Consider the following 26001-nt stretch of genomic DNA (forward strand, 5'->3'; position numbering starts at 1 on the left):
CGGCTGCGGCTGCGGCAGGATGTCCACATACTGCCGCTCAATGGTGGATCGGGCCCTCGGCCCCCGTGAGGAACCCTGCGCGCGCATCGTTTCTGACCGCGACGATCTCAGCGACTATCGACAGAGCGGTCTCATCCGCGGTGCGTCCGTTGAGGTCGAGGCCGATGGGTGAGCGGAGGCGGGCGAGCGCCTCCTCGCTCAGTCCGGCCTCGCGGAGCCGTTCGAGCCGGTCGCGGTGGGTGGCGCGGGATCCCAGCGCGCCGACGTACCCGGCCTCGGAGACGAGGGCGAGTTCGAGGAGCGGGAGGTCGAACTTCTCGTCGTGGGTGAGGACGACGACGGCCGTGGTCGCATCGACCTCGGCCGCGGCGAAGTGGCGGTGCGGCCAGTCCACGACGATCGCATCGGCGTCAGGGAAGCGGATCTCAGTGGCGAACACGGGCCTCGCGTCGCACACGGTCACCTTGAATCCGACGGTTCTGGCGATCCGCACGATCGGCGCGGCGAAGTCGACGGCGCCATACACGTAGAGCTCCGGCGGCGGCGAGTAGTCCTCGACGGCGAACCGGCCAACCCGGCCCGAGGCGGACGGCAGGTCGATCGCGCCGAGCTCGAGGCGGCCCGCGAACCCGTTGGCGCTGATGGCGACCGACGCACCGAGATCCGGGCCCTCGACGACGCGCACCAGCGAGGCGGACTCGCCCGCGAGCACCGCGTCAAGGGTGGCGTTGATGGCCGGATCGTCGGGCTCGACCCGCACGACCAGGACGTCCATCGTGCCGTCGCAGGTGATGCCGAGGAAGAACCGCTCCTCCTCGGTCGCGCCGTACGTGTCGACCGCGGCCGTACCGGTCTCGAGGACCTCCTGGCAGCGCCCGTACACGGCGGCCTCCACGCACCCGCCCGAGACGCCGCCCACGGCGATGCCGTCCTCGTCCACGGCGAGTGCGGTGCCGAGCGGGCGCGGCGAGGCGCCCACGATGTCGACCACGGAGGCCAGCGCGAAGGGTTTCCCCTCGTCCATCCAGGCGCGGAGTGTCGCGGCGATGTCCCTCATGGCTGCCTCCCGAAGTGGGCGGTCAGGTGTTCGGGCCTGACCGGGATCTGAGTGAGTGCGAGGCCCGTCGCGTCGCGGATGGCGGCGACGATCGCGGGTGTGGAGGAGAGCGTGGGCGGTTCGCCCGCGCCGCGGAGTCCGTAGGGCGCTTCGGGGTCGGCGTTCTCGACGATGCGCAGCCGCATCGGCGGCATGTCGAGGATGGTGGGGATGAGGTAGTCCGTGAAGGAGGCGTTCTTGACCCGCCCCTGGGCGGTGATCATCTCCTCCATGACGGCGAGGCCGAGGCCCTGCGCGGAGCCGCCGTGGATCTGGCCTTCGAGGGCGACCGGGTTCATGATCTTGCCGACGTCTTGGACGCAGGTCAGGTCGACGACCTTGACGAGTCCCAGTTCCACGTCGACGTCGACTGTGGCGCGGTGGACGCAGAGGGCGAGTTGGACGTGCGACTCGCCTTGGCCGGTGACGGGGTCCATGGGCTTGGTGGCGCGGTGGCGGAAGACCCGCGTGGCCTCGATCGGGCCGTCGGCGAGGTCGTGGCCGCGCATGAGTTCCCGGACGGCCTCGCAGGCGGCCTTGACGGCGCCGCCGGTCATGTACGACTGGCGGGAGGCGGAGGAGGATCCGGCGGAGCCGGCCTTGGTGTCGTTGGGGAGGAGTTCGACGCGGTCGGCGCCGAGCTCGGTGCGGACGATCTGCGCCTGCAGGCTCCAATGCCCTTGGCCCACTTCGGCGGCAGCGGTGCGGACGTAGGCGACGGTCTGCCCGTCGACGAGTTCGAGGCGGATCCCCGCGGTCGAGTAGTCGTCGAACCCTTCGGAGTAGCAGACGTTCTTGAGGCCGACGCCGTAGCCGACGCCGCGGCGCACGCCTTCGCCGTGGGTGGTGTTGCCGGTGCCGCCGGGCAGTTCGACGATGTCGCGGCCGGTGGGCACGGCCGGGACCGGCATGTCCTTGAAGCGGCCGAGCATGTCCGCGAGCGGTGAGAACGGCGTGCCGCCGTCCGCGCGGGCCGGATCGTAGGCGTCGACGATCTGGCCGGTGATGAGCTTGGAGCCCTGGGCGACCGCGTTGCGGCGCCGGAACTCGAGGGGGTCGAGGCCGAGCACTTCCGCGAGCGCGTCCATTTGGGACTCGTAGGCGAAGCAGGTCTGGACGCCGCCGAAGCCGCGCATCGCCCCGCACGGCGGGTTGTTGGTGCGCGCGCCCCACGCGTCGATGCTCACGTGCTCGACCTCGTAGGGCCCCACGGCCAGTGAGGCGGCGTTGCCGACCACGGCCTCGGTCGTGGAGGCGTACGCGCCGCCGTCGAGGACGATGCGGGCCTTGACGTACAGGAGCTTCCCGTCGGCGTCCGCGGCGTGCTCGTACCGCATCCGGGCCGGGTGCCGGTGCACATGACCGACGAACGATTCGGCCCGGTCGTACATCATCTTCACCGGGCGGCCGGTCGCGAGTGCGAGCATCGCCATGTGGACCTGCACGGACAGGTCCTCGCGGGCGCCGAACGCGCCGCCGATCCCGGCGATCGCCATGTGGATGCGGTCCGGTTCGAGGCCGAGGCAGGGCGCGATCTGCTCGAGGTCCGAGTGGACCCATTGAGTCGCGACGTAGAGCTCGATGCCGCCGTCGCCGGTGGGGAGGGCCGCGCCGGATTCGGGGCCGAGCGGCGCCTGGTCCTGCATGCCGACCACGTAGTCGCGGGTGACGACGGCCGCCGGGGTCTGCGCGTCGGGGTCGCCAAGGCGTACGGGCTGGCACCGGAACCAGTTGCCGGCCGCGACGGCTTCCTCTGGGTCGCAGGCGGGTTCGAGGATGTCGTAGTCGACGTCGATGAGTTCGGCGGCGCGGCGGGCGAGGTCGAGGGTCTCGGCGGCGATGATCGCGACGGGTTCGCCCTCGTAGTTGACCTGGTCGAGGGCGAGTACAGGCTGGTCGGCCTCGATGAGTCCGTAGTGGAGCTTTCCGGGGACGTCGGCGGCAGTGAGGACGGCGGCGACGCCGGGCATCGCGCGTGCGGTGGTCGTGTCGATCGCGCGGAGGCGGGCGCTGGGGTGGGGGCTGCGGAGGGTGTGGCCCCACAGCATGCCAGGGAAGTCGAGGTCGGAGGCGTAGTCGAAGGTGCCGTTGACCTTCGCTTCGGCGTCGGGACGGGTGGGGCTGGACCCGACGCCGCCGGGGAGGTGTGGGGTTCCGACCCCGCCGGCTGCCCTTGTCGGCGGGGTCGGAAACTCTGGGGCCGCATGGGATGCGGCGGGCGCGGCGGGTACCGGCCCGGCGGGCACAGCGGTTTCGAGTCCGGCGGAGGCCGCGGGCGCTACGGGTACCGGTCCGGTCGGCGCAGGCGAGGGCGACGTGCGCTCGTCGGGCGTGCGCTCGCCCGGCGTGCTCGCGGTGGTCGCGGCGCGGCCGGTCGGCTCGTTCAGTGCGTCAGGCATCGCGGGCCTCCCTGAGGTTCGCGCTGGCGGTGGCGAGGTCGCGGGCGAGCGTCGCGGTGTCGGCGGTGCGCAGTTCGCCGTCTGCGACGACCGGGTTCCCGGCGACGGTGAGGAGCCGCAGCGGCGCGGGCGGGCCGAGTACCAGGGCCGCAACGGGATCGGCGATGCCGGCGTGGCCGAGGCCGGTGAGGTCCCACAGGGCGATGTCGGCCTGCTTGCCGGGTTCGAGGGAGCCGATCTCGGTGTCACGCCCGAGGACGCGGGCGCCGCCGATCGTGCCGAGGCGCAGGGCGGTGCGCACGTCCATCGCTTGTGGACCCTTCAGTTGCCTTGCGGTGTAGAGGGCCTGGCGCAGTTCCTCGCCGAGGTGCCCGGCCTCCTGGCTGGCGGCGCCGTCGACGCCGAGGCCGACCGGGATGCCGGCGTCGAGCATGGCCGGGACGTCGGCGAGGCCGGTTCCCAAGCGGGCGTTGGAGGACGGGCAGTGGGCGACCCCGGTGCCGGCCGCGCCGAGGCGGCGCTGCGCGTTCGCGTCGAGGTGGACGGCGTGGGCGAGCCAGGCGTCGTCGTCGATCCAGCCGACCTTGTCCATGTACTCGACCGGGTCGCAGCCGTGGACGCTCTGGCAGAACTCGGCTTCGTCCAGCGTCTCGCACAGGTGGGTGTGGAGGCGGACGCGCTTGTCGCGGGCGAGCGCGGCGGACTCGCGCAGCAGCTCGGTGGAGACCGAGAACGGGGAGCAGGGCGCGACGGCGATGCGCAGCATCGAACCGGGGGCCGGGTCGTGGTGGCGGTCGATCGCGTCGGCCGTCGCGGCGAGCGCGGCGTCGATGTCCTCGACGATGTGGTCGGGCGGGAGGCCGCCGTCGCTCACGCCGCGGTCCATGGAGCCGCGGGCGAGGTGCAGGCGGACGCCGATCTTCGCGGCGGCGGCGATCTGGACGTCGACGAGGTCGGCGGCGTGGCCGTCCGGGTAGACGTAGTGGTGGTCGGCCGCGGTGGTGCAGCCGGAGAGGGCGAGCCAGGCCAGGCCGGCGGTGTTGGCGGCGGCGACGTGCGCGGGCCCGATGCGGGCCCAGACCGGGTAGAGGTCCACGAGCCACTCGAAGAGGGTGTGGTCGGTCGCGTATCCCCGTGTGGCCCACTGGTACAGGTGGTGGTGGGTGTTCACCAGGCCCGGGGTGGCGAGGCACCCGGTGCCGTCGATGTACTGCGCGCCTTCGTGGCGCGGGGCCGGACCCTCGCCGACTGCGGTGATGACGCCGTGCTCGGCGATGATGTGGCCGCGCCGGTGCTCGGTCCCGGCGGGGTCCACCACCGCGATCGCGGCGTGCTCGATCACCAGTGCGGTCATGGCGCGGCCTCCGTCGCATCGTTTGCGGCACTAGGCACCACGGGGGTCGTGATCCAGTGGGCGCGGGTGGGGGCGGGCGTCCCGTCCGACATCAGTTCGGCCGCCGCGTGCACGGCGTCGATGATCTTCTCGTACCCGGTGCACCGGCACAGGTTGCCCGCCAGCGCCTCGCGGATCTGGACGTCGTTCGGGTCGCCGTCGCGGGCCAGGAGGTCGGCCACCGAGACGAGGAGGCCGGGGGTGCAGAACCCGCATTGCACGGCGCCGCACGCGATGAACGCGTCGCGCACCGGCCGGGGCACCGCCCCCACCACCGTCTTCACTTCGCGCCCTTCGCATTGCGCGGTGGCGACGAGGCACGCGCACACCGGGTCGCCGTCCAGGAGCACGGTGCAGGACCCGCATTCGCCCTGTTCGCAGGCGTTCTTGGTGCCGTAGCGGCCGAGCCGGTCACGCAGGGTCGTGAGGAGGCTCTCCCCCGGCCGGTCGATCTCGGCGGCCGCGGGCTCGCCGTCGACGCGCATCTCCACTCTCATCGGGTGCTCTCCGTTCCGTGGGCGGCGGTCCAGACCCGCCGCAGCGCCCGCGCGGCGCACACCGCCAGTGCGTGGCGCCGGTACGCGGCGGTGCCGCGCACGTCGTCGATGGGGCGCGCGGCGGCGGCGACGCGGCGGCCGAACTCCGCCGCGAGGGCGTCGTTGAACAGGTCCGGGCGGTTCCAGGGCAGTTCGATCAGGTCCGCGTCGGGCGCGGTGAGCGGGGTTGGCCCGGCGGAGCCGATGCCGGTGCCGAGGCGGCGCGCGTCGCGGTCGAGGGCGACGGCGAGCGAGCAGACGGCGATGACCATGGCGTTGCGCGTGCCCACTTTCAGGAACTGCTGCGGTCCGGCGGCTTTCGGCACGGTGACGGCGGTGATGAGCTCGCCGGGGGCGAGGACGCTGCGTTTGGGGCCGGTGAAGAAGGCCGTGACCGGGACGGTGCGGGTGCCCGCCGTGGAGGCGATCTCGATGTCGGCGCCCGTGGCCAGGAGCGGCGGGTGGCCGTCGCCGGCCGGGGAGGCCGTGGCGAGGTTGCCGCCGAGGGTGCCGCGGTTGCGGATCTGGGGTGAGCCGACGGTGCGGGCGGCGGCGGCGAGGCCGGGCAGGACCGTGGCGAGTTCGGCGATGATCCGCGTGTAGGGGACGCCGGAGCCGATGCGGATCGCATCGCCTTCGTCGGACCATTCGCGCAGTTCGGCGAGGCGGGTGAGGTCGAGCATCGCGGCGGGCCGGGTGTGGCGGTAGTTGACGGCGACCATGAGGTCGGTGCCGCCCGCGACGGGGACGGCCTCGGGGTGCGCGGCGAGGAGCCGCAGCGCCTCGTCGAGCTCCGCGGGGCGGTGGAAGAGCGCTGCTCGGAGGGGTGCTGTCATGCCTCCTCCCTTCGGACCGTGCCCTCGATCAGCCCGTACGGCAGGTCGCCGGCCTGGAAGACCGTGCCGGGGTTGTCGAGGCCGAACCGGCCGAGGTCGAACAGGTAGTGGTGCCGGTTCGGCATCGTCAGGCGCACCTCGGCGACCTCGGGGACCGCCTTCAGTATGCGCTCGCCGACGGCGTGGAGGGTCTGTTGCAGCGAGAGCGAGTACGTGTCCGCGAACGCGGCGAGGAGCGCCCCGCGCGCCGCGGAGAAGGCCAGGTCGTAATCGGGTGCGGTCGCATAGGCCCAGGTCGCGGTCACGGCGGTCGCGAGGATGCGGTCGTCGGTCTCGGGGAGGGTCGTGTACTCGTCCGCGAGGAAGCCGTTGAACTCGGAGTCGGTGGTGTTGAGGAGCAGGAGGTCGCGGACCCCGGAGGCGGTGCGGACGGCGGTGCCGTCGTAGGCGACCTCGGTGGTGCGCAGTTCGCCGCCTTCGCCGCGGGTGAAGGAGTGGTCGCCGATGCGCGTCCACGCGTGCTCCTCGATCTGGACGCGGGCGCCGGTGATCGCGGGGGTCGCGTCGACGAAGTGGCGGGCGAGCCGCTCGGCGAAGGCCTCGACGGGGCCGATGCCGTCCCGCGCGAACGCGTACACGGTGTTCTTCTGCGTGTCGGTGGGCAGGACGCCGGTGTTGTCGCCGGTGTAGTGCGTGGCGTCGAGGTCGCCGGAGAGCGCGGTGTGGACCGTGAGGTCGCGGAGCACGTGGCGCGGCGTGTCGCGGCCGACGCGGACCAGGCGGATCCCGGACTTGCCGTAGTTGTTGGGGCCCATCGTGAACGGCATGGCTAGCTCCCCCGGTACGTGGAGTAGGCGAACGGGCTGAGCAGGAGCGGCACGTGGCTGTGGCCCGCGCCGGCGGTGAAGGCGATCTCTACCTCCGGGTAGAAGGTGGGGGTGTCGCGGAGCGCGAACCAGGCGCCGGTCTCGAAGCGGAGCCGGTGCGGGCCGGGCGCGGTGCGCCAGCCGGTGACGCGGCCGTCCGCGTCGGTGGGGGCCGAGGCGAGCGCGGTGTACCCGTCCCGGTCCTGCCTGAGGAGGGTGATGAGGAGGCCCGCGGCGGGGCGGCCCGTGACGGCGTCGAGGACGTGGGAGGACACGGTGCAGGTCTCGTTCACGGCCGCACCGCCTTCTCCAGGCGCAGGGCCACGATCTTGCGCAGTTCGGCGACCGCCTCCCGGTGCTCGGTCGCGTCGTCGTTCCCCAGCCGGCGCCGGGCTTCGGCGAGGATCTCCTCGCCGGTGAGGCCCGTGGCGCAGATGAGGAAGACCCGCCCGAAACGGCGCTCGTAAGCGGCGTTCGCCGCCGCGAGCTCGTCATGGACCGTGGCGCCCGCGGCGAGGGCACGGGACTGCTCGCCCCGCGACCACTGGTCCTCACCTGCGGGTTTCGGCTTCCCGATGGGGGCGTGCGCGGCGTGCGCCACGGCGAGTTCGGACTCTGGGAGCTCGTCGAACCCGGCCAGCGCGGCGGCCCGCAAGGCGGCCACGGTCCGGTACGGGCGGCCGGAGGCGACCTTCTCGGCCCAGGCCCGGGACGCGCAGCAGGTCGTGAGCACCGCGACCGCGTCCTCGGGATCGGCGGTGTCGAACGCTCCGAGAGTCCACATCGGCGCCTCCTGGTCCACTCTTGATAGACGGCTCGATGCCCTCACCGTCCCACGAACTCGCCGTGTGGGATAAGTGAAGCCGAAACCCGAGGCCGGGGGCACTGTGTTCGGCTATGAAACCTTGGTTTCCCCGCCGTTAAATGCTGGAGGATCGTCTAAAGACCCCAGTTCCGCGGCGCTATGGTGGAGTTGCCTACCGCGTCCCGACGCGCCTGTGAAAGGCCGGACCCCTGGGGGCCACACCATGCGACTCCGTTCTCTGCTGCAGATGCCCGAGCTGGGCTTGACCCTGGTCTCGGGCCGCCACCATCTCGACCGCGAGATCCGCTGGGTCGTGCCGACCGACATGCACGACCCGCGCCGGTACCTCTCGGGCGGCGAACTGGTCCTCACCGGGCTGATGTGGCGCCGGGCCGAGGACGACTCGGACGCGTACGTGCGCAACCTGATCGCGGCGGGTGTGACGGCCCTCGGCGCGGGCGACCACCCCGAGTTCCACTCGGTCCCGGTCGACCTGGTCGACGCGTGCGCCCGCCACGACCTGCCCCTGTTCGCCGTGGACGCGGCGGTCGCGTTCGCCGAGATCACCGAGCGGATCGTGCAGCGGCTCTCCGTGGGCCGCTCCGGGGACCTCGCCTCCCTGCTGGACCGGCACCGGCGGCTCATCGCCGCCGACGGGATCGGGCAGATCCTCGAACTCATCCGCGCCGAACTCGGCATGGAGTGCCAGGTGCTCTCCCCCACCGGGCGGGCGCTGCGCGGCGGCCTGGAGCTCGGCGAGACCGACCGGGCCGCGGTCGTGGCCCGCGCGCACGCCTCGGAGCGCCTGCCGCAGAAGGTGACCCTCGACCGGCACCGCGCCTACTCGGTGTTCGGCATCGGCTCGACCCTCCACACCGGCCGGTTCCTCGTCATCGACGACGACCACACGCACTGGGCGCCCGAGCGGCGGCTCGTCGCCGAGCAGCTCGCGGCCCTCCTCATGCTCGAACTCGACGACCCCGCCGTGCGGCCCGCCCCGCACGTCGAACTGGTCGCCGCGCTGCGGGAGGGCCGGATCGACGAGCACCTGATGCGCTCGGCGGGCCTGCCGGTCGGCGGCACGGTCACGGTCATCGCCGCCGTCGGCGAACCGGCCGCCCTGCGGGAGGTCGCGGTCGCGGAAGCGGTCGCCGGCCAGGCGGGCGATCCGCTGGAGCCGCCCGTCGCCGCCTGGGCCACGATCGGGGACGAGACGGTCGCGGTGCTCGCGGGCCCCGCCGGCTCGGCCGAAGAGCGGCCCAAGCTGTTGGACTGGTCCCGGCAGTGCGCGAAGGTCCTCTCGGGCCTGGGCGGGAACGGGGCCGTGAGCATCGGCCTCGCCGACCCCGTGCGCTCGCCCGCGGGCCTGTGCGGCGCCCTCGAGCAGGCCCGGCACACGGCCGCGCTCGCGCAGCCGCGCCCCGGCGGCGTCGACATCGCCGAACCCGACCACCTCGTCTCGCACCGGATGCTGCTGGCCGCCGTCCCGGCCGACGTCAGCAAGGCGTTCCGCACCCGCGTCCTCGACCCGCTGCTCGAATACGACGCCCGCCACCGCTCCGACCTGCTGCCGACCCTCCGGCGGTTCCTCGAATGCGACGGCTCCTGGCGCCAGTGCGCCGCGAGCCTCCACCTGCACGTCAACACCGTCCGGTACCGCATGCGGCGCGTCGAAGAGCTGACCGGCCGCGACCTGCGCAACCCCCTCGACCGGATGGACCTCGCCCTCGCGGTGAGCCTGGAGTGAACGCGGCCCCGCCCGGGGCCGCGCAAAAGGGGGGAACACATGAAGAACACCGCGGGCCTGGTGCTCGCCGCCGGCGCCGGACGGCGCTTCGGCGGACCGAAGGCCCTGGCCGAGTTCGACGGCCGCAGCCTGCTCGACCGGGCCGTCGCCACCCTGCACAACGGGGGGTGCCGCCAGGTGCTGGCCGTGCTCGGCGCGGGAGCCGAGCAGGCGCTCGCCGCCGCCACGGAGGCGTTCACTCCCGTCATGAACCGGCGCTGGGGGCAGGGGCTCTCGACCTCGCTCAAAGCGGGGCTCGCGGCCGTCCCGCAGCGCTACGACGGGGTCGTCGTGACCCTGGTCGACCAGCCGCGGATCGTCCCCGAAGCGGTCAGGCGCGTCATCGGCGCCGCCGAGGAGGGCGCCGCGGTCGCGGTCGCCGTCTACGCGGGCCGGCGCGGCCACCCGATGTACTTCGCGCGCGAGCACCTCGACGCGATCGCCGCCGGCGCCGTGGGCGACCGGGGCGCGCGGGACTTCCTCGCCGCCAACCCGCACCTGGTGCGGGAGGTCGAGTGCCCCGGCGACCCGCTCGACATCGACACGCAGGCCGACCTGGAGGCGCTGACGCGGCCCGCCGGCGGGCCCCACCTCATACCGAGCTAGACCGCCTCAAGAGCCCCGTGCCGCTGCCAGCGTCGTCAGTGGTGCGGTCACCAGGTGCTAAGCGGCGAACCAGAGGTCGATCTCGCGCTTCGCGGACTCCTCCGAGTCCGAGGCGTGGATGAGGTTCTGCTGGTTCGACACCGAGAAGTCGCCGCGGATCGTGCCCGGCTCGGCCTTGCGGCCGTCCGTCGCCCCGGCCAGCTTGCGCACCACCGGGATCGCCTCGTCGCCCGAGACCACCAGGCTCACCAGGGGCCCCGACGTCATGAACGTCTTCAGCCCGTCGTAGTACTCGCGGCCCACGTGCTCGGCGTAATGCGCGTCCGAGAGCGCCCCGTCCATCGTCCGCAGGCGCATCTGCTCGACGCGCAGCCCCTTGCGCTCCAAGCGGGACAGGACCTCGCCGATGAGCCCGCGCCGGACCGCGTCGGGTTTGATCAGGACGAGCGTGCGCTGTTCGGCCACGGGAGGACTCCTCGAAAGTGTCAGTCGGATTCTGGCTGCCATCGTAAGGGATGTTGTGTCCGTTGCCTCACCCACGTACGATTCACGTGCAACCCGGTTCTCCCAGTTGTGGATGAGGTGTCCCCGATGGCACGTGGCAGTCAACCGCCGAGGCCGGCCCCACGGCCTTCCAAGGCGCCCAGCAGGGGCGGCGCGAAAAGCGGGGCCGCACGCGGAGGCGCGAAAGGCGGCGCGAAGGGCGGCGCCCCGAAGAAGGCGCAGCCCGGCGTCCGCAAGGCCGCGCCCGGCAAGCCGATGCCCCGCACCGCACGCCAGGCGGCGGGCCGGGGCGCGACCGCCGAGCAGCTGCGCCAGCAGCGGCTCATGCTCGACCAGCAGCGCCGCTCGCGCGAAGCCCGCTGGTGGGCGATCAACCAGCACGCCCTGAAGGACCTGCACTCGCGGCAGCACCACTCGGCGGGCGGCGAGGCGATCGGCACGACCCTCAACGGCGACAGGCGGATGCGGTGGCGCACCTCCCACGCGGTCGGCGCCATCACTTTACTGATCCTCTCCTTCTTCCTGGCCTCCATGGCGGTCGGCGCGCAGAGCGTCGGCATCGCCATCACCGCGTTCGCCTGCTTCGCCGGGTGCATCGCGTTCGTCACCGTCGAGCACTCCGCGCGCCGCTTCCCGCAGCCCGTCCCGGCCCCGCCGCTCATCGGGCAGCACCGGCTCGAGGACCTCATCGTCGAGGACGACCCGCCGCGCCCCGCCGCGGTGCGGGAACCCGCCGCGAGCTCGCTCGACGACCTGTTCGAGCCGCCCGCGCGCCCTGAGCCCGCCAAGGCCGAGGCCCCGGCCGCAGCGGCGGCGGCGCCCGCGCCGGTGTACGCCACCGCGCCCGCCGTCGTGATCGTCGAACCCGCTGCGGCCGAACCGGAAGCGGTCGCGACCGCCGTCGTGCCCCCGCCGGGGCGCACGCTCATCACCGAGCCGATCGACGCCGAACTCATCGACGACGAGGACGACGAGCCCGCACCGCCGGCGCCCGTCGCCGAGTCCGCGCCCCTGCCGAACGACCCGCCGCCCGACCGCGTGCCGCCCGGGGCGTTCACGCTCCCGACCGACCAGGTCGGCGGCGACGCGCCCGGCACGCACGGGAGCGCCGCCGAGACGGCCGCACCCGCGCCGCCGGCGGACCCGCCAGGTTCGCAAGGGGCGCCGACGAAAGGGCCGATCGCCGAGGCCGTGACCAAGCTCAAGGCCCCGTCGCCGCCCCGGCAGCGGACCTCCGCCGAAGGCAGCAGCCTCGCCGACGACCTCGCCGAACTGCTCCTCTCCGAGCAGCGCCTCAACGCCACCGACGTCACGGACGTGGCCGCCACCCTCATCGTCGCGGACCTCCAGCGCTCGGTCGAGTTCTACACCGACGCACTGGGACTCCACATCGCCGACCGCACCGACGAGGCCGCGATCCTCGACGCCGGGTTCGGCAAGATCCTCCTCTGGGAGCGCCCGGACGCGCCGCCCGGCGAGACCGGCGTCATGCACCTGACCTTCGAGGTCGGCGACATCGACGCCACCTTCGCGGAGATGAACCAGGCCGGCGTCGAGTTCCTGCACCTGCCGCGCACCGCGCTGCTCGGCCAGAACTACGAGATGCGGGCCGCGGCCTTCCGCGACCCCGACGGCCACGGCCTGGCCATCACCGAGCACCGGGAGCGCGACTAGCCGAAGCCTTCCCGCCCGAGCGAACAGGAGCGAGCGCCATGCTCATCGTCGGCGAGATCCACACCGCGCTGCTGCCGCACTCGCGCCCCCTCACCCCCGAGGAGGCCCGCGCGGCGCTCTCGCTCGCGGTCGGCGAGGCGGTGGTCCAGTGGGCGCGCCCGGTCCCGCACACGGCCTCGCCCGTGCTCCTGCACGGCGTCGACTGCCGACTCCCCTTGGGGCCCAAGCCCGACAGCCACCACACCGACGAGGACGACCGCAACGGGTCCCTCCGGGCCGTCGGCTCCGTCTCCTCCCGCGCGGTCCTCACCGGCGGGCAGCTCCTCCAGGGATCCGCGTGGGCCGCGATATCCGACTCCGAGCATCCGCGGCGCCGGCCGTGGTCGCACTACCTCGCCAGGCCCGGCACCCTCGAGGCCATCGGCAGGTTCGAACCCCACCGCCTCGCCGAGGGCTACCTCATCGCCGAACGCCGCGCCGACCGCGCGAAACTCCTCGACACCGCCGCAGTCGCCCGCCACTCCATCCACGACGTCCTCGCCCGACCCATGTTCGACCAGCGCCCGCCCATCAAGACCGGCTCCACGCGGCTGCGCTGGGTCGCGATCACCGACCCCGGCAGGCCCGCCTCGGTCGCATTCCGCCTGGCGGGCAACGACAGGCGCCGCCTGCACATGGTCACCGGACCCGTCGACCCCGAGCAGGTGGCCGCCGCCGCCGAGGACCTCGCGGTCCACGACTGGCTGCTCACCGCCGTCGCCGCCCGCGTCGCGCTCGCGAAGATCGGCGAGGACTCGCGGCACACGCTGCGCACCCTCCGGCCCGTCGTCGACCACCTCCTGCACCTGTGGTCGGCCGGCGCCCGCACCGCAGCCGACCTCGAGTTCATGTGGGACGCACTGGAACGGCGACCCGGCCTGACCCGGCAGTGGACGACGATGACCGAGCGCGTGCGGTCCCAGATCGACTACGGCGCGGCCGATCTCGCCGCGCAGATCCTCGACCTGATGGAGCAGCGCCAGCGCCAGGCCGGCGGGCCCGGCGGCGTGTTCCACCGTTAGAGCGGGCCCTGGAAGATGTAGCTGAGGCGGTCCACGAGCTCGTCGGGGAGGACCAGGCCCTCCCGCTCGGCGGACTTGCGGATGATCTCGACCGCGCTCGCCTCGGGCCGCACGGACCCGCAGATGACCCGCACCGCGTGCTCGACCTCCAGGTAGTTCACCGAGAGGATCGAGACCGTGCGGTAGGCGGGGAACGGGAACGCCTCGGGCTCCAGCTGCAGGATCGGCGGCATGGCCTCCCACGTCTCGGGGAAGCGGGCGCGCGCCGGGCGGCCCGGGTCGTGGCCGTGCTCATCCGGGACGACCTCGGCCACCGATTCGGGCACGCCGATGCGCCGGCCCTGGTTGCGCAGCACGCCGAGTCGCAGCAGCTGCCAGACGGCGGCGAGCATCGGGCAGGACCAGCGCCGGCCCTGGTCGGTGTCGCTCCAGAGCTCGACGTCGAGGAACACCGAGTGGTCGCGTTTGGCGTTCTGGCTGGGCGGGCGCCACTGGTCTGGCGCGCCCATCGCGATGCCCTTGGGCCTGGGGCTGGGCACGCCGTTGCACAACCAGCCGGAGCGCGACACCGTGGGGCGGGAGCCGTTCGCGCCCGGCGGCGGCTCGAACACGATCCGGTCGGCCACGAGCCCGGCGAGCTGCAAGGGCCCCATGCGGGCGCACGCGGATTCGCGGGCGAGGTAGTCGATGCGCAGCCCGGCGTCGGCCGCGGCCTCGCTGATGACGCTGATGAGCTCCTCGGGGGCCGGCATGCCCTGCTGGCTGTAGTCGTCGACGAGGTAGCAGGTGCTCACGCGCGGGCGGCGCCCGCCGAGGCGCTTGGAGAGGGCCTCAGTGGTGCCGTGGACCCAGGCCGCGGCCGAGGCCATCTCGGCCTTGAGGGTGTCGGGCCGGGCGAGGTCGTCGGCGTAGAGGTGGCCGACCTCGATCGACAGGTGCGACATGCCGAAGCGTTCGGTCCGCTGCTTCGCGCTGGTCTCTTCGTACGTCATGGGCGTGGTCCACTCAATCGATGCCGCGGGCGATGGCCTCGAGGCCGGGCGCGAACAGCTCCTCGGCGGAGCGCACGGCCAGCTCGGAGAAGGCCTTGACGGTCTCCTGGTTGGCGATGTCGAGCGTGATGGTGTCGGCGTCGGTGATGATCTGCTCGCGCCACTGCAGGACCGGGTCGAGCGGGACCGACCCGAGGAGGTTCATGCGGCCCAGTTTGAGGCGGGCGGCCATCTGGTGGAGGTCGGCGTCGATCTTGCGCAGCCAGCGCACCTGGGTGGGTTTGAGGCCGGAGAGGTCGGCGCCGTCGGGGTCGACGACGGCCGTGCGCACGTAGCGGATGGAGGCGAGGAGCTTGCGCTGGTAGTCATCGCCGAGGCCCTTGCTGGTCTCGATGAGGCCGCGTTCGCCGTAGACGAGGGAGTGGGCGGCGATGACGTGCTGCTTGGTCCAGCGGTGGTAGACGATCCACCGCCAGGGGAGGTTGGCGAGTTCGGGGCGGGCGGTGGCGGCCATGACCATCTCGGTGGCGTGGGAGCGGCCCGCGGAGAGGTCGACGATGACGAGGTCGAATTCGCGCGAGAGCTCCTGGAGGAGCTTCACACAGCGGTCCACTGTGGTGTCGTCGCCGGGGAACTCGGAGCCGTCGGCGTCGCCGGGGCAGAGCACGAGTTCGCCCGCGCCGTCGGGCCTGGCCTGGAGTTCGGCCCGGTCGGTCGCCGACCACACGGAGTGGCGCTCGGGTTCGGAGGCGAGGTCCTGGAGGTACTCGTGGACGCCGTTGCCGGTGGTGCCGTGGTCGAGGTCGTCGATGGCGAAGATCGCGCCGGCCGTGGGCGATCCGAAGTCGAAGTCCACATAGCACACGTTGGCGCCCTGGAGGGCGCGCCGGTAGGCCAGGTTGGACGAGGACACGGAGCGTCCCGTGCCGCCCTTGTCCGAGGTCGCGAACAGCAGCATCGTCACACTCCGGTCGCGGCGTCGCGCCCGGCGGCGATGAGCCGGTCGAGGTCGATGAGCGCCTTGACGCCCAGGGCGAACGCGGTGCCGGGGCGCTCGTCGACGACCTCCTTGGCGTGGCGGATCGTCAGGCCGACCGAGCGGATCTCCTGCGCGAGCGCGGGTCCGGCGTGGCCGGAGCCGCGCAGCAGCTCCTGGTCGAAGACGTGCTCGGCCTCGACGAGGAGTTCGTGCGCCAGGTCCTCGAGGCTGCGGGAGCGGGCCGGTTCGGAGCTCGCGAACTGGGCGGCGAGCACCATGGCCTCGACTACGCGGATCGTGAAGTGCCAGGAGGGGTCCTCGAACCAGTGGCCGAGTTCGCCGTAGACCTGCTTGGGCTGGTCCCACAGGCGCGAGGCCGCGCCTTCGCGGATGCGCCTGCGCGCCAGGTGGTCCCACACGAGGTCGGCCACTTCGAGCAGTTCGGCGCGGGCCTCGATGGTCACGAGCAGGCCCGCGGCGTGGTAGAGGCGCTTGAGCAGCAGCGGCGCGAAGTCGACCATGTTCCAGACCATGGACGGGCCGTCGAGCTTCTCGATGCCGGCGAGTTCGGCCTTCACGCCGGGGAAGTGGGTCTCGACGGCGCGGTCCCCCGCGAGGGCGCGGCGGGTGATGCGGCCCCGGTTGGCGAGTTCGACGAGGACGTCGCCGAGGCGGATGAGGTCGTCGTCGCCGCCGCGGGAGGCGCCGAAGGTGTCGGTCGCGACCGCGCACACCAGGAGCGAGTAGTAGTCGTACTCCAGGCCGTCGGTGGTGCGCCAGGGGACGTCCTCGAGCGGCCACTTCGAGCCGCCGCCGAAGGACGCGACCATGGCCCAGTAGCGGCGGGTGACGTCCATGCGCAGCTGCAGGGACTGGGCGAGGCGCTGCTCCTCCTCGGAGAGGAGGTTGCGGCGCATCACCGTGGGCGAGAACAGGGCCTGGATCGCCTCGAGGGCCACCACGGTGAAGTACAGGTACGGGGCGTCCTCGGCGCGGCCGGGGCGCTGCGTCGACGTGTCCGAGAGGTCCGGGATGTCCGGGGCCTTCTCCACGACCGACCAGGACCAGCCGATCTCGAAGAGCTTCGTGGGGGCCTCGACGCCCGCCGTGCCGCCCGAGCCCACGGTGATGGTGCGCAGGGTGGCGATGATGTCGTCCGCGTTCTCCCGGAAGCGCCGCACGATCTTGCGGTCCGCCTGGCCGTCGACGTTGATGAGGGCGATGAGCTGGCGGCCGAAGTCGTCGTCGGCGTCGAACGTGGACACCGCGAACGAGCGCAGCAGGCCCGTGATCGCGCCGAGGAGGCGCCGGTGGATGGCCGTCTGCACCTGGTCGACCTCGCGGCCGAGGTCGGCGCGGCCCATGCGGTCGACCGTGGGCTGGAAGTCCTGCAGGAACGCCAGGGAGGTGAGGCACAGCGGGATCGCGAGCGCGAAGCCCTCCGTGACGTCGATGGCGCGCTGCTCGGGCTGGGCCTGCTGGGTGCGGTCCTTGCGGTGCATGTTGGAGCCGCCGGAGTAGACGGGCACGCCCTCGTCGTCGACGTGCCGCTCCATGTAGTCCCTGACCAGCCGCATGATGCGGATCGGGATCTCGACCGCGTCGCCGAGCCCCGAGAACGCCTCGAGGACGGCGTCGCTCGTGGCGTCGGGGTCGGCGTAGTTGAGCTCGGGCAGTTCCTGCGCGGGGTACAGCAGGCACAGCAGCTGCTGGGCGTCGCCCACCGCGTCGGACTGGTTGCGGCCGCCCCAGTGCCAGGCCTTCCGCTTGCCGCCCGCTTCAGGAGCGCGCCAGCTGTAGGCCACCTGGGCCCGCCAGATGTCGAGGAGCTGCTGCCGAGGCTGCATCTTCACAGGGGATCACCGCCGAGCGCTCACCGGGTCGAATCGGACAGGTCCACTATCGCACGCGCATGTGACACGAACGGACGCACAGAATGCTTTGAGTCGCTTACCCGACAGAACGGAGGCGTCCGCGACGGGGCCTGCGAGCGTCCTATGAGTAGGGTCGGCAAACCGGGCGTACCGGTACCCTTCAGGCGCAAGGAGTCGAGATGGTCGAACTGATCCTCGCGGGCGTGATCATCAGCGCCGTCTGCGCCGCGGCCGTCGTCACCGGCGTCCGCGACCGGCGGCGCACCGCCGTCCGGCCCGACGCCGACCGCGAGCCCGGCGGCGAACCGATCCCGAGCGGCTGGACCGCGCACGGCGGCGGGCAGGGCGGCGACCGCACGGACCCCGCCGCTGGCGCGGCGACAGTACGCTGAGTCTCCGAACCTCTACTCCGCAGGAGTCCCGATGGGCGCCATCGTCATCATCCTCGTCGTCATCCTCGGCACCGCCGCGGTCGTCGCCCTCCTCTCAGCGGTCTTCAGATCCGTGACGCGCGCGCACCGCGACCACGGCGGCTACGGCGGCGGCAGCTACAGCGGCGGCACACACCACTACGGGTGGACCGGCGGCTCCGACAGCGGCGGTGCCACCGGCGGCAACGACTGCGGCCCCAGCTACAGCGACAACTCGAGCGGCGGCGGCTTCTTCGGCGGCGACTCCGGCGGGGGCTTCAGCGGCGGGGGCGACTCCGGCGGAGGCGGTGGCGACGGAGGAGGCTCGAGCTGCTAAAGCCCCGCTCTGCGCTCGTAGACGCTGCAAGGGACCTCGTAGCCGGGGATCAAGGTCACGCGTTCCAACCGCATCCCCAGCTTCTCCGCCACGCGGATCGAAGCCGTGTTCTCGCTGTGGATGCACGAGACGACGCGGTCGAGGCCGAGCTCACCGAACGCGAACCCCATCGCCGCACGGGCGGCCTCGGGCGCATAGCCACGGCCCCAGCGGTCACTGCGCATCCGCCAGCCGAGCTCGGTGACCGGCAGGATCTCCGGCAGGAACGACGGGGTCGCCAGCGCCGCCCAACCCACCAGCGTGCCGGTGTCGCGTTCGACGGCGGCGAAGACGCCCCAACCGTGCGCGTCCCAGTGCGCCGCCGCTTTCGCGGTGCGGGCCTCGGTCTCCTCCAGGGAGAGCGGAACGCCGCGGCCGATGTACCGCATGACCTCTGGGTCGGCATTCATGACCTGCATCGCCGCGGCGTCGTCGGCCTGCATCGGCCGCAGCACGAGCCGCTCGGTCTTCAGTTCCAGGGTCATCGCTTCGGCGGCCTTCCCAGCGAGATCTTCACATACCAGCAGTAGGCCCATACGAGGGCGAACACGATCCCGGCCACGCCGAGCGCCCAGTGGATCGGCCAGCACGCGATCAGCGCGAGCTGCACCACCGCGCCCGCCTGCCAGACCCAGGGGCGCTTCGCCATGCCCGCCAGCACGATGCACACCACGGTGAGAATGAGGACCACGGTGATCGCGAGCGTCGGGTCGTCCAGGATCATCCGCATCGGCACGATCGCCAGCAGCAGCGCCAGCGCCTCGAAGCTCATCGCCATGGCGGCGAGGCTGCGCGCGGCCCGGGCCGGGTCGCGCAGGCCCGAGCGGCCCTCGTCGGGCTCGCTCCAGGGCTCCTCCGCCTGTTCGGGGGTCACCTGCTCGTCGTGCTCAGCCACGACGACCGACCAGGAGCTGGCGGGCGTCCGCAACGGTGAACACCGAACCGGTGACGAGGACGCCGCCGCCCGACTCGTAGATGTCGTCGGCCTCTTCGGCCAGCTCGATCCCGCGCGCGATCGCGTCCGCCATGTGCGGGAGCACCGTGACGCGCTCCTCGCCGAAGACCTCTTTGGCGATCTTCGCCAGCGTCGCCGCCGGCATCGCCCGGTCCGAAGAGGACTTCGTGATCACGATCTCGTCGAGCAGCGGCTCCAGGAGCTCGAGCATGTGGTCGGTCTCCTTGTCCCCCAGCATGCCCACGACGCCGACCAGCTTGCGGAAGTTGAACTCCTCCTCCACGGCCTGCACCATGGCCTCCATGCCCGCCGGGTTGTGCGCGGCGTCGAGGATCACCGTCGGCGCCGTCCGCACCACCTCCAGGCGGCCCGGCGAGGAGAACTCCGCGAACGCCTCGCCCACGACCTCCGCGTCGAGCGCCTTCGGCTCGCCCGCGCCGAGCAGGACCTCGACGGCCGCCAGCGCCAGCGCCGCATTGTGGGCCTGGTACTCGCCGTGGAGCGGCAGGAACAGGTCCTGGTAGCGGGCGGCCCGGGTCTCGATCGTGATGAGCTGCCCGCCCACGGCCACTTCGCGCGCGGTGACCTCGAAGCCGCGGCCCTCGGGCACGAGCTTCGCGCCCACGGCGTCGGCGCGGCGCAGCAGCGGCTCCATCGCGGAGCGCTCCTGCGTCGCGGTGACGAGCGTCGAGCCCTCGTGGACGATCCCGGCCTTCATCGTCGCGATCTCGGCGAGGGTCTCGCCGAGCCACTTGGTGTGGTCGATCCCGATGGGGGTGATGACCGCGACCTCGGCGTTCAGGACGTTCGTCGAGTCGGTCTCACCGCCCAGGCCCACCTCGATGACGCCGACGTCGATCGGGGTGTCGGCGAACGCGCCCATGGCGAGCGCCACGGTCATCTCGAAGTAGGTGAGCGCTTCGGAGGCCTCGCGGTCGACGAGCTCGGCGAGCGGCGCGATCTCGTAGTACTGGGCGGCGAGCTTGTCGGGGCTGATCGGCTCGCCGTCGATCGCGATGCGCTCGTTGACGCTGTTGAGGTGCGGCGACGTGAACATGCCGGTGCGCAGGCCGTGGCCGCGCAGGAGCCGCTCGATCATGCGCGAGGTCGAGGTCTTGCCGTTGGTGCCGGTGATGTGGATCGAACGGAAGGCCCGCTGCGGGTCGCCCATCATGTCGAGCAGCTGCTTGATGCGGTCGAGCGTGAAGTCCCAGCGGGAGAAACCGCGGGCTTCCAGGAGCGCCTCGACTTGCGCCAGTTCGGCGTTCAATGTAATTGTCCCCCACTCATGGCGACGCTTGCGAGCCATAAATTCGTGTTGTGAAGGCCGCGGGGGCCCCGGGGGGGGGCCCCGGGCCCCCGGGCGCCCGGCGGTTGCGGGGGGCCCGGGGTGGGGGGGAGGGGGCGCGGCCGCCCGCCCCCCCCCCCCCCCGGCCCCGGTTACGCCAGTCGTTCGAGCTGCGCCGTGATGCGCGCGATGTCGGCCTCGGCGGTCGCCTTGCGCGCCTTGATCTTGTCGACCACGGCATCGGGCGCCTTCGACAGGAACGCCTCGTTGCCGAGCTTGCCCAAGGTGCCCGCCAGCTCCTTCTCCGCGGCCTTCAGCGCCTTGTCGAGACGGGCCCGCTCGGCGGCGACGTCAATCGTCCCCGACGTGTCGAGCGCGACGGTGACCTGGTCGGACACCGCGAGTTCGGCGGTCGGCGCGAAGCCCTCGGACTCGGCGTCGAGCTTCACGAACGAGCGGATGAGCCACTCCTGGTCGGCCAGGCCGGCCGCGTCCAGGCCGGTGATGCGCGCGGCCACCCGCTGGCTGGGCTTCACGCCCTGGTCCGAGCGGAAGCGGCGCACCTCCACGACCACGTGCTGCATGGCCGCCACGAGCCGCTCAGCCTCCTCGTCCACACCGGACGGGACCGGCCACGCGGCCACGGTCAGCGAGTCGCCCTGCTCCTCGGTGCCGGTGAGTGTCAGCCACAGCTCCTCGGTGACGAACGGGATCACCGGGTGCAGCAGGCGCAGCAGCTGGTCGAAGACGTGCCCGAGCACCCGGCGCGTGTCGTCGGCGGCCCGGCCGCCCGCGCCCAGCACCGGCTTGGTGAGCTCGAGGTACACGTCGAACACGTCGTCCCACGCGAAGTGGTAGAGCGCGTCCATGGCCTTCGCGAACTCGTACTGCTCGAGGTGGCCGTCGACGCTCTCCACGGTCTTCGAGAGCCGCGACAGGACCCACCGGTCGATCAGCGACAGGTCCGCGGGGAGGTCGCCCTCCACCGTGGCGCCGCTCATGAGCGCGAACCGGGTGCCGTTCCACAGCTTGTTGCAGAAGTTCCGCGCGACCTCGGCGAGCTCGATCGACGCGATCGAGTCGGCGCCCGGGTTCGCGTCCCGCGCGAGCATGAACCGCAGCGCGTCCGCGCCGTACTGGTCCACCACCTCGAGCGGGTCGATGCCGTTCCCGGAGGACTTGGACATCTTCTTGCCGTCCTTGTCGCGGATGAGCCCGTGCAGGTACACCTCTTTGAAGGGCGCCTCGCCCATCGCGTAGGTGCCGAACATCATCATCCGCACCACCCAGAAGAAGATGATGTCCCAGCCGGTCACGAGCGCGGCCGTCGGATAGAACTTCGCCAGCGCGGGCGTCTCCTCCGGCCAGCCGAGCGTGGAGAACGGCCACAACCCCGAGGAGAACCACGTGTCGAGCACGTCGGAGTCCTGCACGTACCCCTCGGGCGCGGTCTCGCCCGGGCCCACGCACACCTCTTCCCCATTGGGGCCGTACCAGATCGGGATCCGGTGGCCCCACCACAGCTGACGCGAGATGCACCAGTCGAGCAGGTTGTCCACCCACGCGAAGTAGCGCTTCTCCATCTCCGGCGGGTGGATCTTCGTCTCACCGGTGCGCACCGCGTCACCGGCCATCTTCGCGAGGCGCTCCACCTTCACGAACCACTGGAGCGACAGGCGCGGCTCCACCGTGGTGTCGCAGCGCTCGCAGTGGCCGACCGCGTGCACGTACGGGCGCTTCTCGGCGATGATGCGGCCTTCGGCGCGCAGCGCCGAGGCGATCGCCGAGCGGGCCTCGAACCGGTCGAGCCCCTGGAACGGGCCGTGCGCGGTGATCACGCCGCGCTCGTCCATGATGAGGATCGAGTCCAGGTCGTGGCGCTGGCCGATCGCGAAGTCGTTCGGGTCGTGCGCCGGGGTCACCTTGACCGCGCCGGTCCCGAACTCGGGGTCGACGTGCGCGTCGGCCACGATCGGGATGCGCCGGCCCGTGAACGGGACCTCGACGGTGGTGCCGAGCAGGTGCCGGTAGCGCTCGTCGTCGGGGTGGACGGCCACGGCGGTGTCGCCGAGCATCGTCTCCAGGCGGGTCGTGGCGACCACGATCGAGTCCTCGCCGTCGCCGTAGCGCATGGACACGAGCTCGCCCGCGTCGTCCTGGTGCTCCACTTCGGCGTCGGAGAGCGCGGTCATGCAGCGCGGGCACCAGTTGATGATGCGCTCGGCGCGGTAGATCATGCCGTCGTCGTACATGCGCTTGAACATCGTCTGCACGGCGCTGGAGAGCCCGTCGTCGAGCGTGAACCGCTCGCGGTCCCAGTCGACGCCGTCGCCGATCTTCTTCATCTGCGAGGTGATGCGCTCGTGGTAGACGTCCTTCCACTCCCACACGCGCTCGATGAACCCCTCGCGGCCGAGGTCGTGGCGGGACAGGCCCTCCTTGTCGGCGAGCTGGCGCTCCACCACGTTCTGCGTCGAGATCCCGGCGTGGTCGGTGCCCGGCAGGAACAGGGCCTCCTTGCCGCGCATGCGCTCGCGGCGCACGAGGGTGTCGATGATGGTGTGGTCGAGCGCGTGCCCGAGGTGCAGCTGGCCGGTCACGTTCGGCGGCGGGATCACGATGGCGTAGGGCTCGCGGTCCGAGGCGTCGTCAGCCTTGAAGCGACCGTCGGCTACCCACTTCGCGTAGCGTCGCGCCTCTACCTCTACGGGCGCGTACGTCTTCGGGAGCTGGGTTTCCATGTCCGGTGTCTTCTTCGCTGCGTCTGTCACCAGTCAAGTGTAAGGAGCACGCATGCAGGGATGCGAAGCGGTTTACGCGGTGTCGCCCAGAACCCTTCCCACCGCCGTCGCCACGTCCGTCTCGCCGTTCGCGACCTGTTCGGCCAGCGCCTCGGGGACGGTGTAGCGGCGGCGGAGCTCGGCGTCGACGCGGGCGCGGATCTCGGCTTCGGCGCGGCGGCGGCGCTTGTCGGCGAGGTGGTCCCCGCCGGCGAGCCAGTCGCGGTGCTTGGTGATGGCCGCGACCAGGTCGTCGATGCCCTTGGCCTCGGAGGCGACGGTGGAGCAGATCGGCTGGCGCCACTCGCCGGGTTCGCGGCGGACGAGGCTCATGAGGGCCCGGAGGTCGCGCACGGTCCCGTCGGCGCCGGGCCGGTCGGCCTTGTTGACGACGTAGACGTCCGCGATCTCCACGACCCCGGCCTTGACGGCCTGGATGCCGTCGCCCATGCCGGGCGCGAGGAGGAGCAGTGTCGTGTCGGCGAGGGCCGCGATCTCGACCTCGGCCTGGCCGACGCCCACGGTCTCGACGATGACGACGTCGAAGCCGACGCCTTCGAGGAGCCGCACGGCCGCGCCGGTGGTGGCGGCGAGGCCGCCGAGGTGGCCGCGGGTGGCGACGGAGCGGATGTAGACCCCGTCGTCGAGGGCGTGGTCGGCCATGCGGACGCGGTCGCCGAGGATCGCCCCGCCGCTGAAGGGGCTGGAGGGGTCGACGGCGAGGACGCCGACGCGCAGGCCCGTCTCGCGCCAGGCGGTGATGAGCGCCGAGACGAGCGTGGACTTGCCGACGCCGGGCGAGCCGGTGACGCCGATGATGAGCGCGTCGCCGCCGGTGGCGAGGCGCGCGACGTCAGGGGCGTCGGCAGTGCTGTTCTCTACGGCGGTGATGAGACGGGCGGTGGCCCGGCGGTCTCCCGCGCGGGCCGCCGCCACCAGGTCGCTGACCTGCATCAGGCTCCCTTGAGGACGATCGCGTCGCCCTGGCCGCCGCCGCCGCACAGGCCTGCCGCACCGAGCCGGCCGGGGCCGAGCTGGCGGGCGAGGGTCTGGGCGAGGCGCGCCCCGGAGGCCCCGATCGGGTGGCCGAGCGCGATCGCGCCGCCCTCGGGGTTCACGCGTTCGAGGTCGACGCCGAGGGTCTCGGCCGAGGCCAGGACGACGGCGGCGAAGGCCTCGTTCATCTCGACCACGTCGAGGTCCGCGGCCGCGACGCCGGCCATCGCCAGGGCTTTGGCGATCGCATTGGCGGGCTGGTCGAGCAGCGAGTTGTCGGGCCCGGCCACGGTGGCGTACGCGAGGATCTCGGCGGTCCAGGTCCAGCCGTTCGCGACGGCGGTGGACTTCCTGGCCAGGACGAGCGCGGAGGCGCCGTCGGAGATCTGCGAGGCCGTGGCGGCGGTGATGGTGCCGTTCTCCATGAACGCCGGGCGCAGCTGGGCGAGGCCTTCCGCGGTGGAGTCGGGCCGGACGCCCTCGTCGGCGTCCACGAGCCCCTTGCGGGTCTCGACGGCGGTGATCTCCTCGGCGAGGTGCTCGGCGGCCTTGGCGGCGCGCTGGTGCGAGTAGGCGGCGAAGGCGTCCTGGTCCTCGCGGGTGATCGAGCGGCCCTTGAGGTGGCGCTCGGTGGACTCGCCCATGGAGATGCCGTCGTAGGCGTCGGTGAGGCCGTCGTGCGCGAGGTGGTCCAGGAGCACGGCCTCGCCGTACTTGAAGCCGCGGCGCGAGCCGGGCAGCAGGTGCGGGGCGCGGCTCATCGACTCCATGCCCCCGGCGACGATGACGTCGGCGGCGCCGCCGCGCAGGAGCTGGTCGGCCAGGCCGACGGCGGTGAGCCCCGAGAGGCAGACCTTGTTGACGGACAGGGACGGGATGCTCATGGGCAGCCCGGCCGCGACGGCGGCCTGGCGGGCGGGGTTCTGACCGCATCCGGCGGGCAGCACCTGCCCGAGGATGACCTGGTCGACGCGTTCGGGGGCGACCCCGGCGCGCTCGAGTGCGGCTCTGATCGCGGTCCCGGCCAGATCGGTGGCGGGGATGTCGCTGAGCGCGCCGTTGAAGCGCCCGATGGGTGTCCGGGCACTGGCGAGGATGACGGCGTTGTCGTCGTTCATGGAGACCTCCGTTGGTCGATACCCTCGATCGTATGACGTTCACAGAGGGAATCGGACTGCGGCGCATCGATCACGTCGGGATCGCGGTCCCGGACCTGGATGCGGCCCTGGAGTGGTATGCGGGCGCGCTCGGCGGGACCGAGGTGCACCGGGAGGTCAACGAGGCGCAGGGGGTGGTCGAGGCGATGGTCGCGTGGCCTGAGGGCGGCGCGCAGGTGCAGCTGCTCGCGCCGCTCGGTGACGCCTCGCCGATCGCGAAGTTCATCGGGTCGAAGGGGCCGGGACTGCAGCAGCTGGCGTTCACCGTCGCGGACGTCGAGGCGGCGGCGGCCGCACTGCGGGCGCGCGGGTGCCGGCTCCTTTATGAGGAGGCCCGCCAGGGCACCGCGGGCTCCAAGATCAACTTCGTGCACCCGCGGGACGCCGGGGGCGTCCTGGTCGAACTGGTCGAACCGGCATAGGGCCCTTGCAGGTCCGCTGTCGGAGGGCGACCGTAGTGCCACGCGCACTGTCGGATAGATGACGTCGTTCGGGTGACACCCGCCGGACACCGAAACTTCACTGCCGTCGACTTCCGTGTCGTTTCAAGGATTTCGACCGTTTTGCGGCTAGTGTTGCGGGTGGTTCGCCCTCCACAAACCCCTGACCTTGCTGTCGACATTCGCATTCGC

The 26001-nt window shown here is 72.3% G+C and carries 25 protein-coding genes; 7 read left to right on the plus strand and 18 right to left on the minus strand.

The genetic code is table 11. The features are described 5' to 3' along the window. Nucleotides 1-37: 37 nt before the first annotated feature. The 8 genes from O2L52_RS08970 to uraD are packed head-to-tail and all read right to left on the minus strand — an operon-like array spanning nt 38 to nt 7910. Entirely contained in the window at nt 38-1057 is a 1020-nt protein-coding gene (locus O2L52_RS08970) for an XdhC family protein (RefSeq protein WP_270115027.1), read from the minus strand. Then, the gene (locus tag O2L52_RS08975) at nt 1054-3495 is read right to left on the minus strand and encodes a molybdopterin cofactor-binding domain-containing protein (protein WP_270115029.1); all 2442 of its coding nucleotides are present in this window, start codon (nt 3493-3495) and stop codon (nt 1054-1056) included. The genes O2L52_RS08970 and O2L52_RS08975 overlap by 4 nt, the downstream gene beginning before the upstream one ends. After that, complete coding sequence (locus tag O2L52_RS08980; RefSeq protein WP_270115030.1) at nt 3488-4849, minus strand: 8-oxoguanine deaminase; 1362 nt, start codon at nt 4847-4849, stop codon at nt 3488-3490. Before O2L52_RS08980 ends, O2L52_RS08975 begins: the two co-directional genes overlap by 8 nt. After that, the gene (locus O2L52_RS08985) at nt 4846-5385 is read right to left on the minus strand and encodes a (2Fe-2S)-binding protein (RefSeq protein WP_270115032.1); all 540 of its coding nucleotides are present in this window, start codon (nt 5383-5385) and stop codon (nt 4846-4848) included. Before O2L52_RS08985 ends, O2L52_RS08980 begins: the two co-directional genes overlap by 4 nt. Continuing rightward, the gene (locus tag O2L52_RS08990) at nt 5382-6260 is read right to left on the minus strand and encodes an FAD binding domain-containing protein (protein ID WP_270115033.1); all 879 of its coding nucleotides are present in this window, start codon (nt 6258-6260) and stop codon (nt 5382-5384) included. The genes O2L52_RS08985 and O2L52_RS08990 overlap by 4 nt, the downstream gene beginning before the upstream one ends. Continuing rightward, a complete protein-coding gene (pucL, locus tag O2L52_RS08995) occupies nt 6257-7087 on the minus strand; it encodes a factor-independent urate hydroxylase (RefSeq protein WP_270115034.1) in 831 nt (276 codons plus the stop codon). The genes O2L52_RS08990 and pucL overlap by 4 nt, the downstream gene beginning before the upstream one ends. Nucleotides 7088-7089: 2 nt before the next feature. After that, nucleotides 7090-7419: a hydroxyisourate hydrolase gene (uraH, locus tag O2L52_RS09000; RefSeq protein ID WP_270115035.1), complete on the minus strand. Its 330-nt coding sequence runs from the start codon at nt 7417-7419 to the stop codon at nt 7090-7092. Beyond that, on the minus strand, nt 7416-7910 hold the full coding sequence (gene uraD, locus O2L52_RS09005; protein ID WP_270115036.1) for a 2-oxo-4-hydroxy-4-carboxy-5-ureidoimidazoline decarboxylase: 495 nt from the start codon (nt 7908-7910) through the stop codon (nt 7416-7418). Before uraD ends, uraH begins: the two co-directional genes overlap by 4 nt. A gap of 244 nt (nt 7911-8154) precedes the next feature. Here uraD and O2L52_RS09010 point away from each other — a divergent pair, with 244 nt between their 5' ends. Beyond that, nucleotides 8155-9678: a PucR family transcriptional regulator gene (locus tag O2L52_RS09010; RefSeq protein WP_270115037.1), complete on the plus strand. Its 1524-nt coding sequence runs from the start codon at nt 8155-8157 to the stop codon at nt 9676-9678. Between the two features lie 39 nt (nt 9679-9717). Next, the gene (locus O2L52_RS09015; protein WP_270115038.1) at nt 9718-10323 is read left to right on the plus strand and encodes a nucleotidyltransferase family protein; all 606 of its coding nucleotides are present in this window, start codon (nt 9718-9720) and stop codon (nt 10321-10323) included. Nucleotides 10324-10380: 57 nt separating this feature from the next. Here the strand turns inward: O2L52_RS09015 and ndk are convergent, their stop codons facing one another. Continuing rightward, nucleotides 10381-10830: a nucleoside-diphosphate kinase gene (ndk, locus tag O2L52_RS09020; RefSeq protein ID WP_344471939.1), complete on the minus strand. Its 450-nt coding sequence runs from the start codon at nt 10828-10830 to the stop codon at nt 10381-10383. Between the two features lie 252 nt (nt 10831-11082). Here ndk and O2L52_RS09025 point away from each other — a divergent pair, with 252 nt between their 5' ends. Together O2L52_RS09025 and O2L52_RS09030 are read left to right on the plus strand one after the other, a co-directional pair. Beyond that, nucleotides 11083-12501 (plus strand): VOC family protein, encoded by a 1419-nt coding sequence (locus O2L52_RS09025; protein ID WP_270115040.1) that lies wholly within the window; start codon nt 11083-11085, stop codon nt 12499-12501. A 38-nt stretch (nt 12502-12539) separates the two neighbouring features. Continuing rightward, on the plus strand, nt 12540-13562 hold the full coding sequence (locus tag O2L52_RS09030; RefSeq protein WP_270115041.1) for an SCO2521 family protein: 1023 nt from the start codon (nt 12540-12542) through the stop codon (nt 13560-13562). Here O2L52_RS09030 and O2L52_RS09035 read toward each other — a convergent pair. Genes O2L52_RS09035 through O2L52_RS09045 form a run of 3 tightly spaced genes read right to left on the minus strand, consistent with a single transcriptional unit; the run spans nt 13559 to nt 17380 of the window. Beyond that, on the minus strand, nt 13559-14554 hold the full coding sequence (locus O2L52_RS09035; protein WP_270115042.1) for an SCO2522 family protein: 996 nt from the start codon (nt 14552-14554) through the stop codon (nt 13559-13561). The genes O2L52_RS09030 and O2L52_RS09035 overlap by 4 nt on opposite strands. 13 nt (nt 14555-14567) lie before the next feature. After that, nucleotides 14568-15512, minus strand: a complete 945-nt coding sequence (locus O2L52_RS09040) for an SCO2523 family variant P-loop protein (protein ID WP_270115043.1) — start codon at nt 15510-15512, stop codon at nt 14568-14570. Between the two features lie 2 nt (nt 15513-15514). Continuing rightward, the gene (locus O2L52_RS09045) at nt 15515-17380 is read right to left on the minus strand and encodes an SCO2524 family protein (RefSeq protein ID WP_270115044.1); all 1866 of its coding nucleotides are present in this window, start codon (nt 17378-17380) and stop codon (nt 15515-15517) included. A gap of 206 nt (nt 17381-17586) precedes the next feature. Between O2L52_RS09045 and O2L52_RS09050 the strand changes: the two genes are divergently transcribed. Together O2L52_RS09050 and O2L52_RS09055 are read left to right on the plus strand one after the other, a co-directional pair. Continuing rightward, entirely contained in the window at nt 17587-17799 is a 213-nt protein-coding gene (locus O2L52_RS09050; protein WP_270115045.1) for a hypothetical protein, read from the plus strand. A 31-nt stretch (nt 17800-17830) separates the two neighbouring features. After that, nucleotides 17831-18154 carry a hypothetical protein gene (locus O2L52_RS09055; RefSeq protein WP_270115046.1) on the plus strand — a complete coding sequence of 108 codons (324 nt, stop codon included), beginning with the start codon at nt 17831-17833 and terminating at the stop codon, nt 18152-18154. On the opposite strand, the gene O2L52_RS09060 is transcribed toward O2L52_RS09055, so the two are convergent. The 6 genes from O2L52_RS09060 to O2L52_RS09085 all read right to left on the minus strand — a co-directional run bounded on the left by O2L52_RS09060 (nt 18151) and on the right by O2L52_RS09085 (nt 25330). Beyond that, the gene (locus tag O2L52_RS09060) at nt 18151-18678 is read right to left on the minus strand and encodes a GNAT family N-acetyltransferase (RefSeq protein WP_270115047.1); all 528 of its coding nucleotides are present in this window, start codon (nt 18676-18678) and stop codon (nt 18151-18153) included. The genes O2L52_RS09055 and O2L52_RS09060 overlap by 4 nt on opposite strands. Next, on the minus strand, nt 18675-19088 hold the full coding sequence (locus O2L52_RS09065) for a DUF4233 domain-containing protein (RefSeq protein ID WP_270115048.1): 414 nt from the start codon (nt 19086-19088) through the stop codon (nt 18675-18677). The genes O2L52_RS09060 and O2L52_RS09065 overlap by 4 nt, the downstream gene beginning before the upstream one ends. After that, entirely contained in the window at nt 19081-20424 is a 1344-nt protein-coding gene (locus O2L52_RS09070; RefSeq protein WP_344472014.1) for a bifunctional folylpolyglutamate synthase/dihydrofolate synthase, read from the minus strand. Before O2L52_RS09070 ends, O2L52_RS09065 begins: the two co-directional genes overlap by 8 nt. Nucleotides 20425-20588: 164 nt before the next feature. Further along, complete coding sequence (locus tag O2L52_RS09075) at nt 20589-23210, minus strand: valine--tRNA ligase (RefSeq protein ID WP_344472011.1); 2622 nt, start codon at nt 23208-23210, stop codon at nt 20589-20591. Between the two features lie 39 nt (nt 23211-23249). Then, complete coding sequence (meaB, locus tag O2L52_RS09080) at nt 23250-24170, minus strand: methylmalonyl Co-A mutase-associated GTPase MeaB (protein ID WP_270115051.1); 921 nt, start codon at nt 24168-24170, stop codon at nt 23250-23252. After that, nucleotides 24170-25330: an acetyl-CoA C-acyltransferase gene (locus O2L52_RS09085; protein WP_270115052.1), complete on the minus strand. Its 1161-nt coding sequence runs from the start codon at nt 25328-25330 to the stop codon at nt 24170-24172. Before O2L52_RS09085 ends, meaB begins: the two co-directional genes overlap by 1 nt. Before the next feature lie 32 nt (nt 25331-25362). On the opposite strand from O2L52_RS09085, the gene mce reads away from it, so the two are divergent. Further along, complete coding sequence (gene mce / locus O2L52_RS09090) at nt 25363-25791, plus strand: methylmalonyl-CoA epimerase (protein ID WP_270115053.1); 429 nt, start codon at nt 25363-25365, stop codon at nt 25789-25791. Nucleotides 25792-26001: the final 210 nt, after the last annotated feature.

Source organism: Glycomyces algeriensis (genome assembly GCF_027622855.1).
Lineage (GTDB): Bacteria > Actinomycetota > Actinomycetes > Mycobacteriales > Micromonosporaceae > Glycomyces > Glycomyces algeriensis.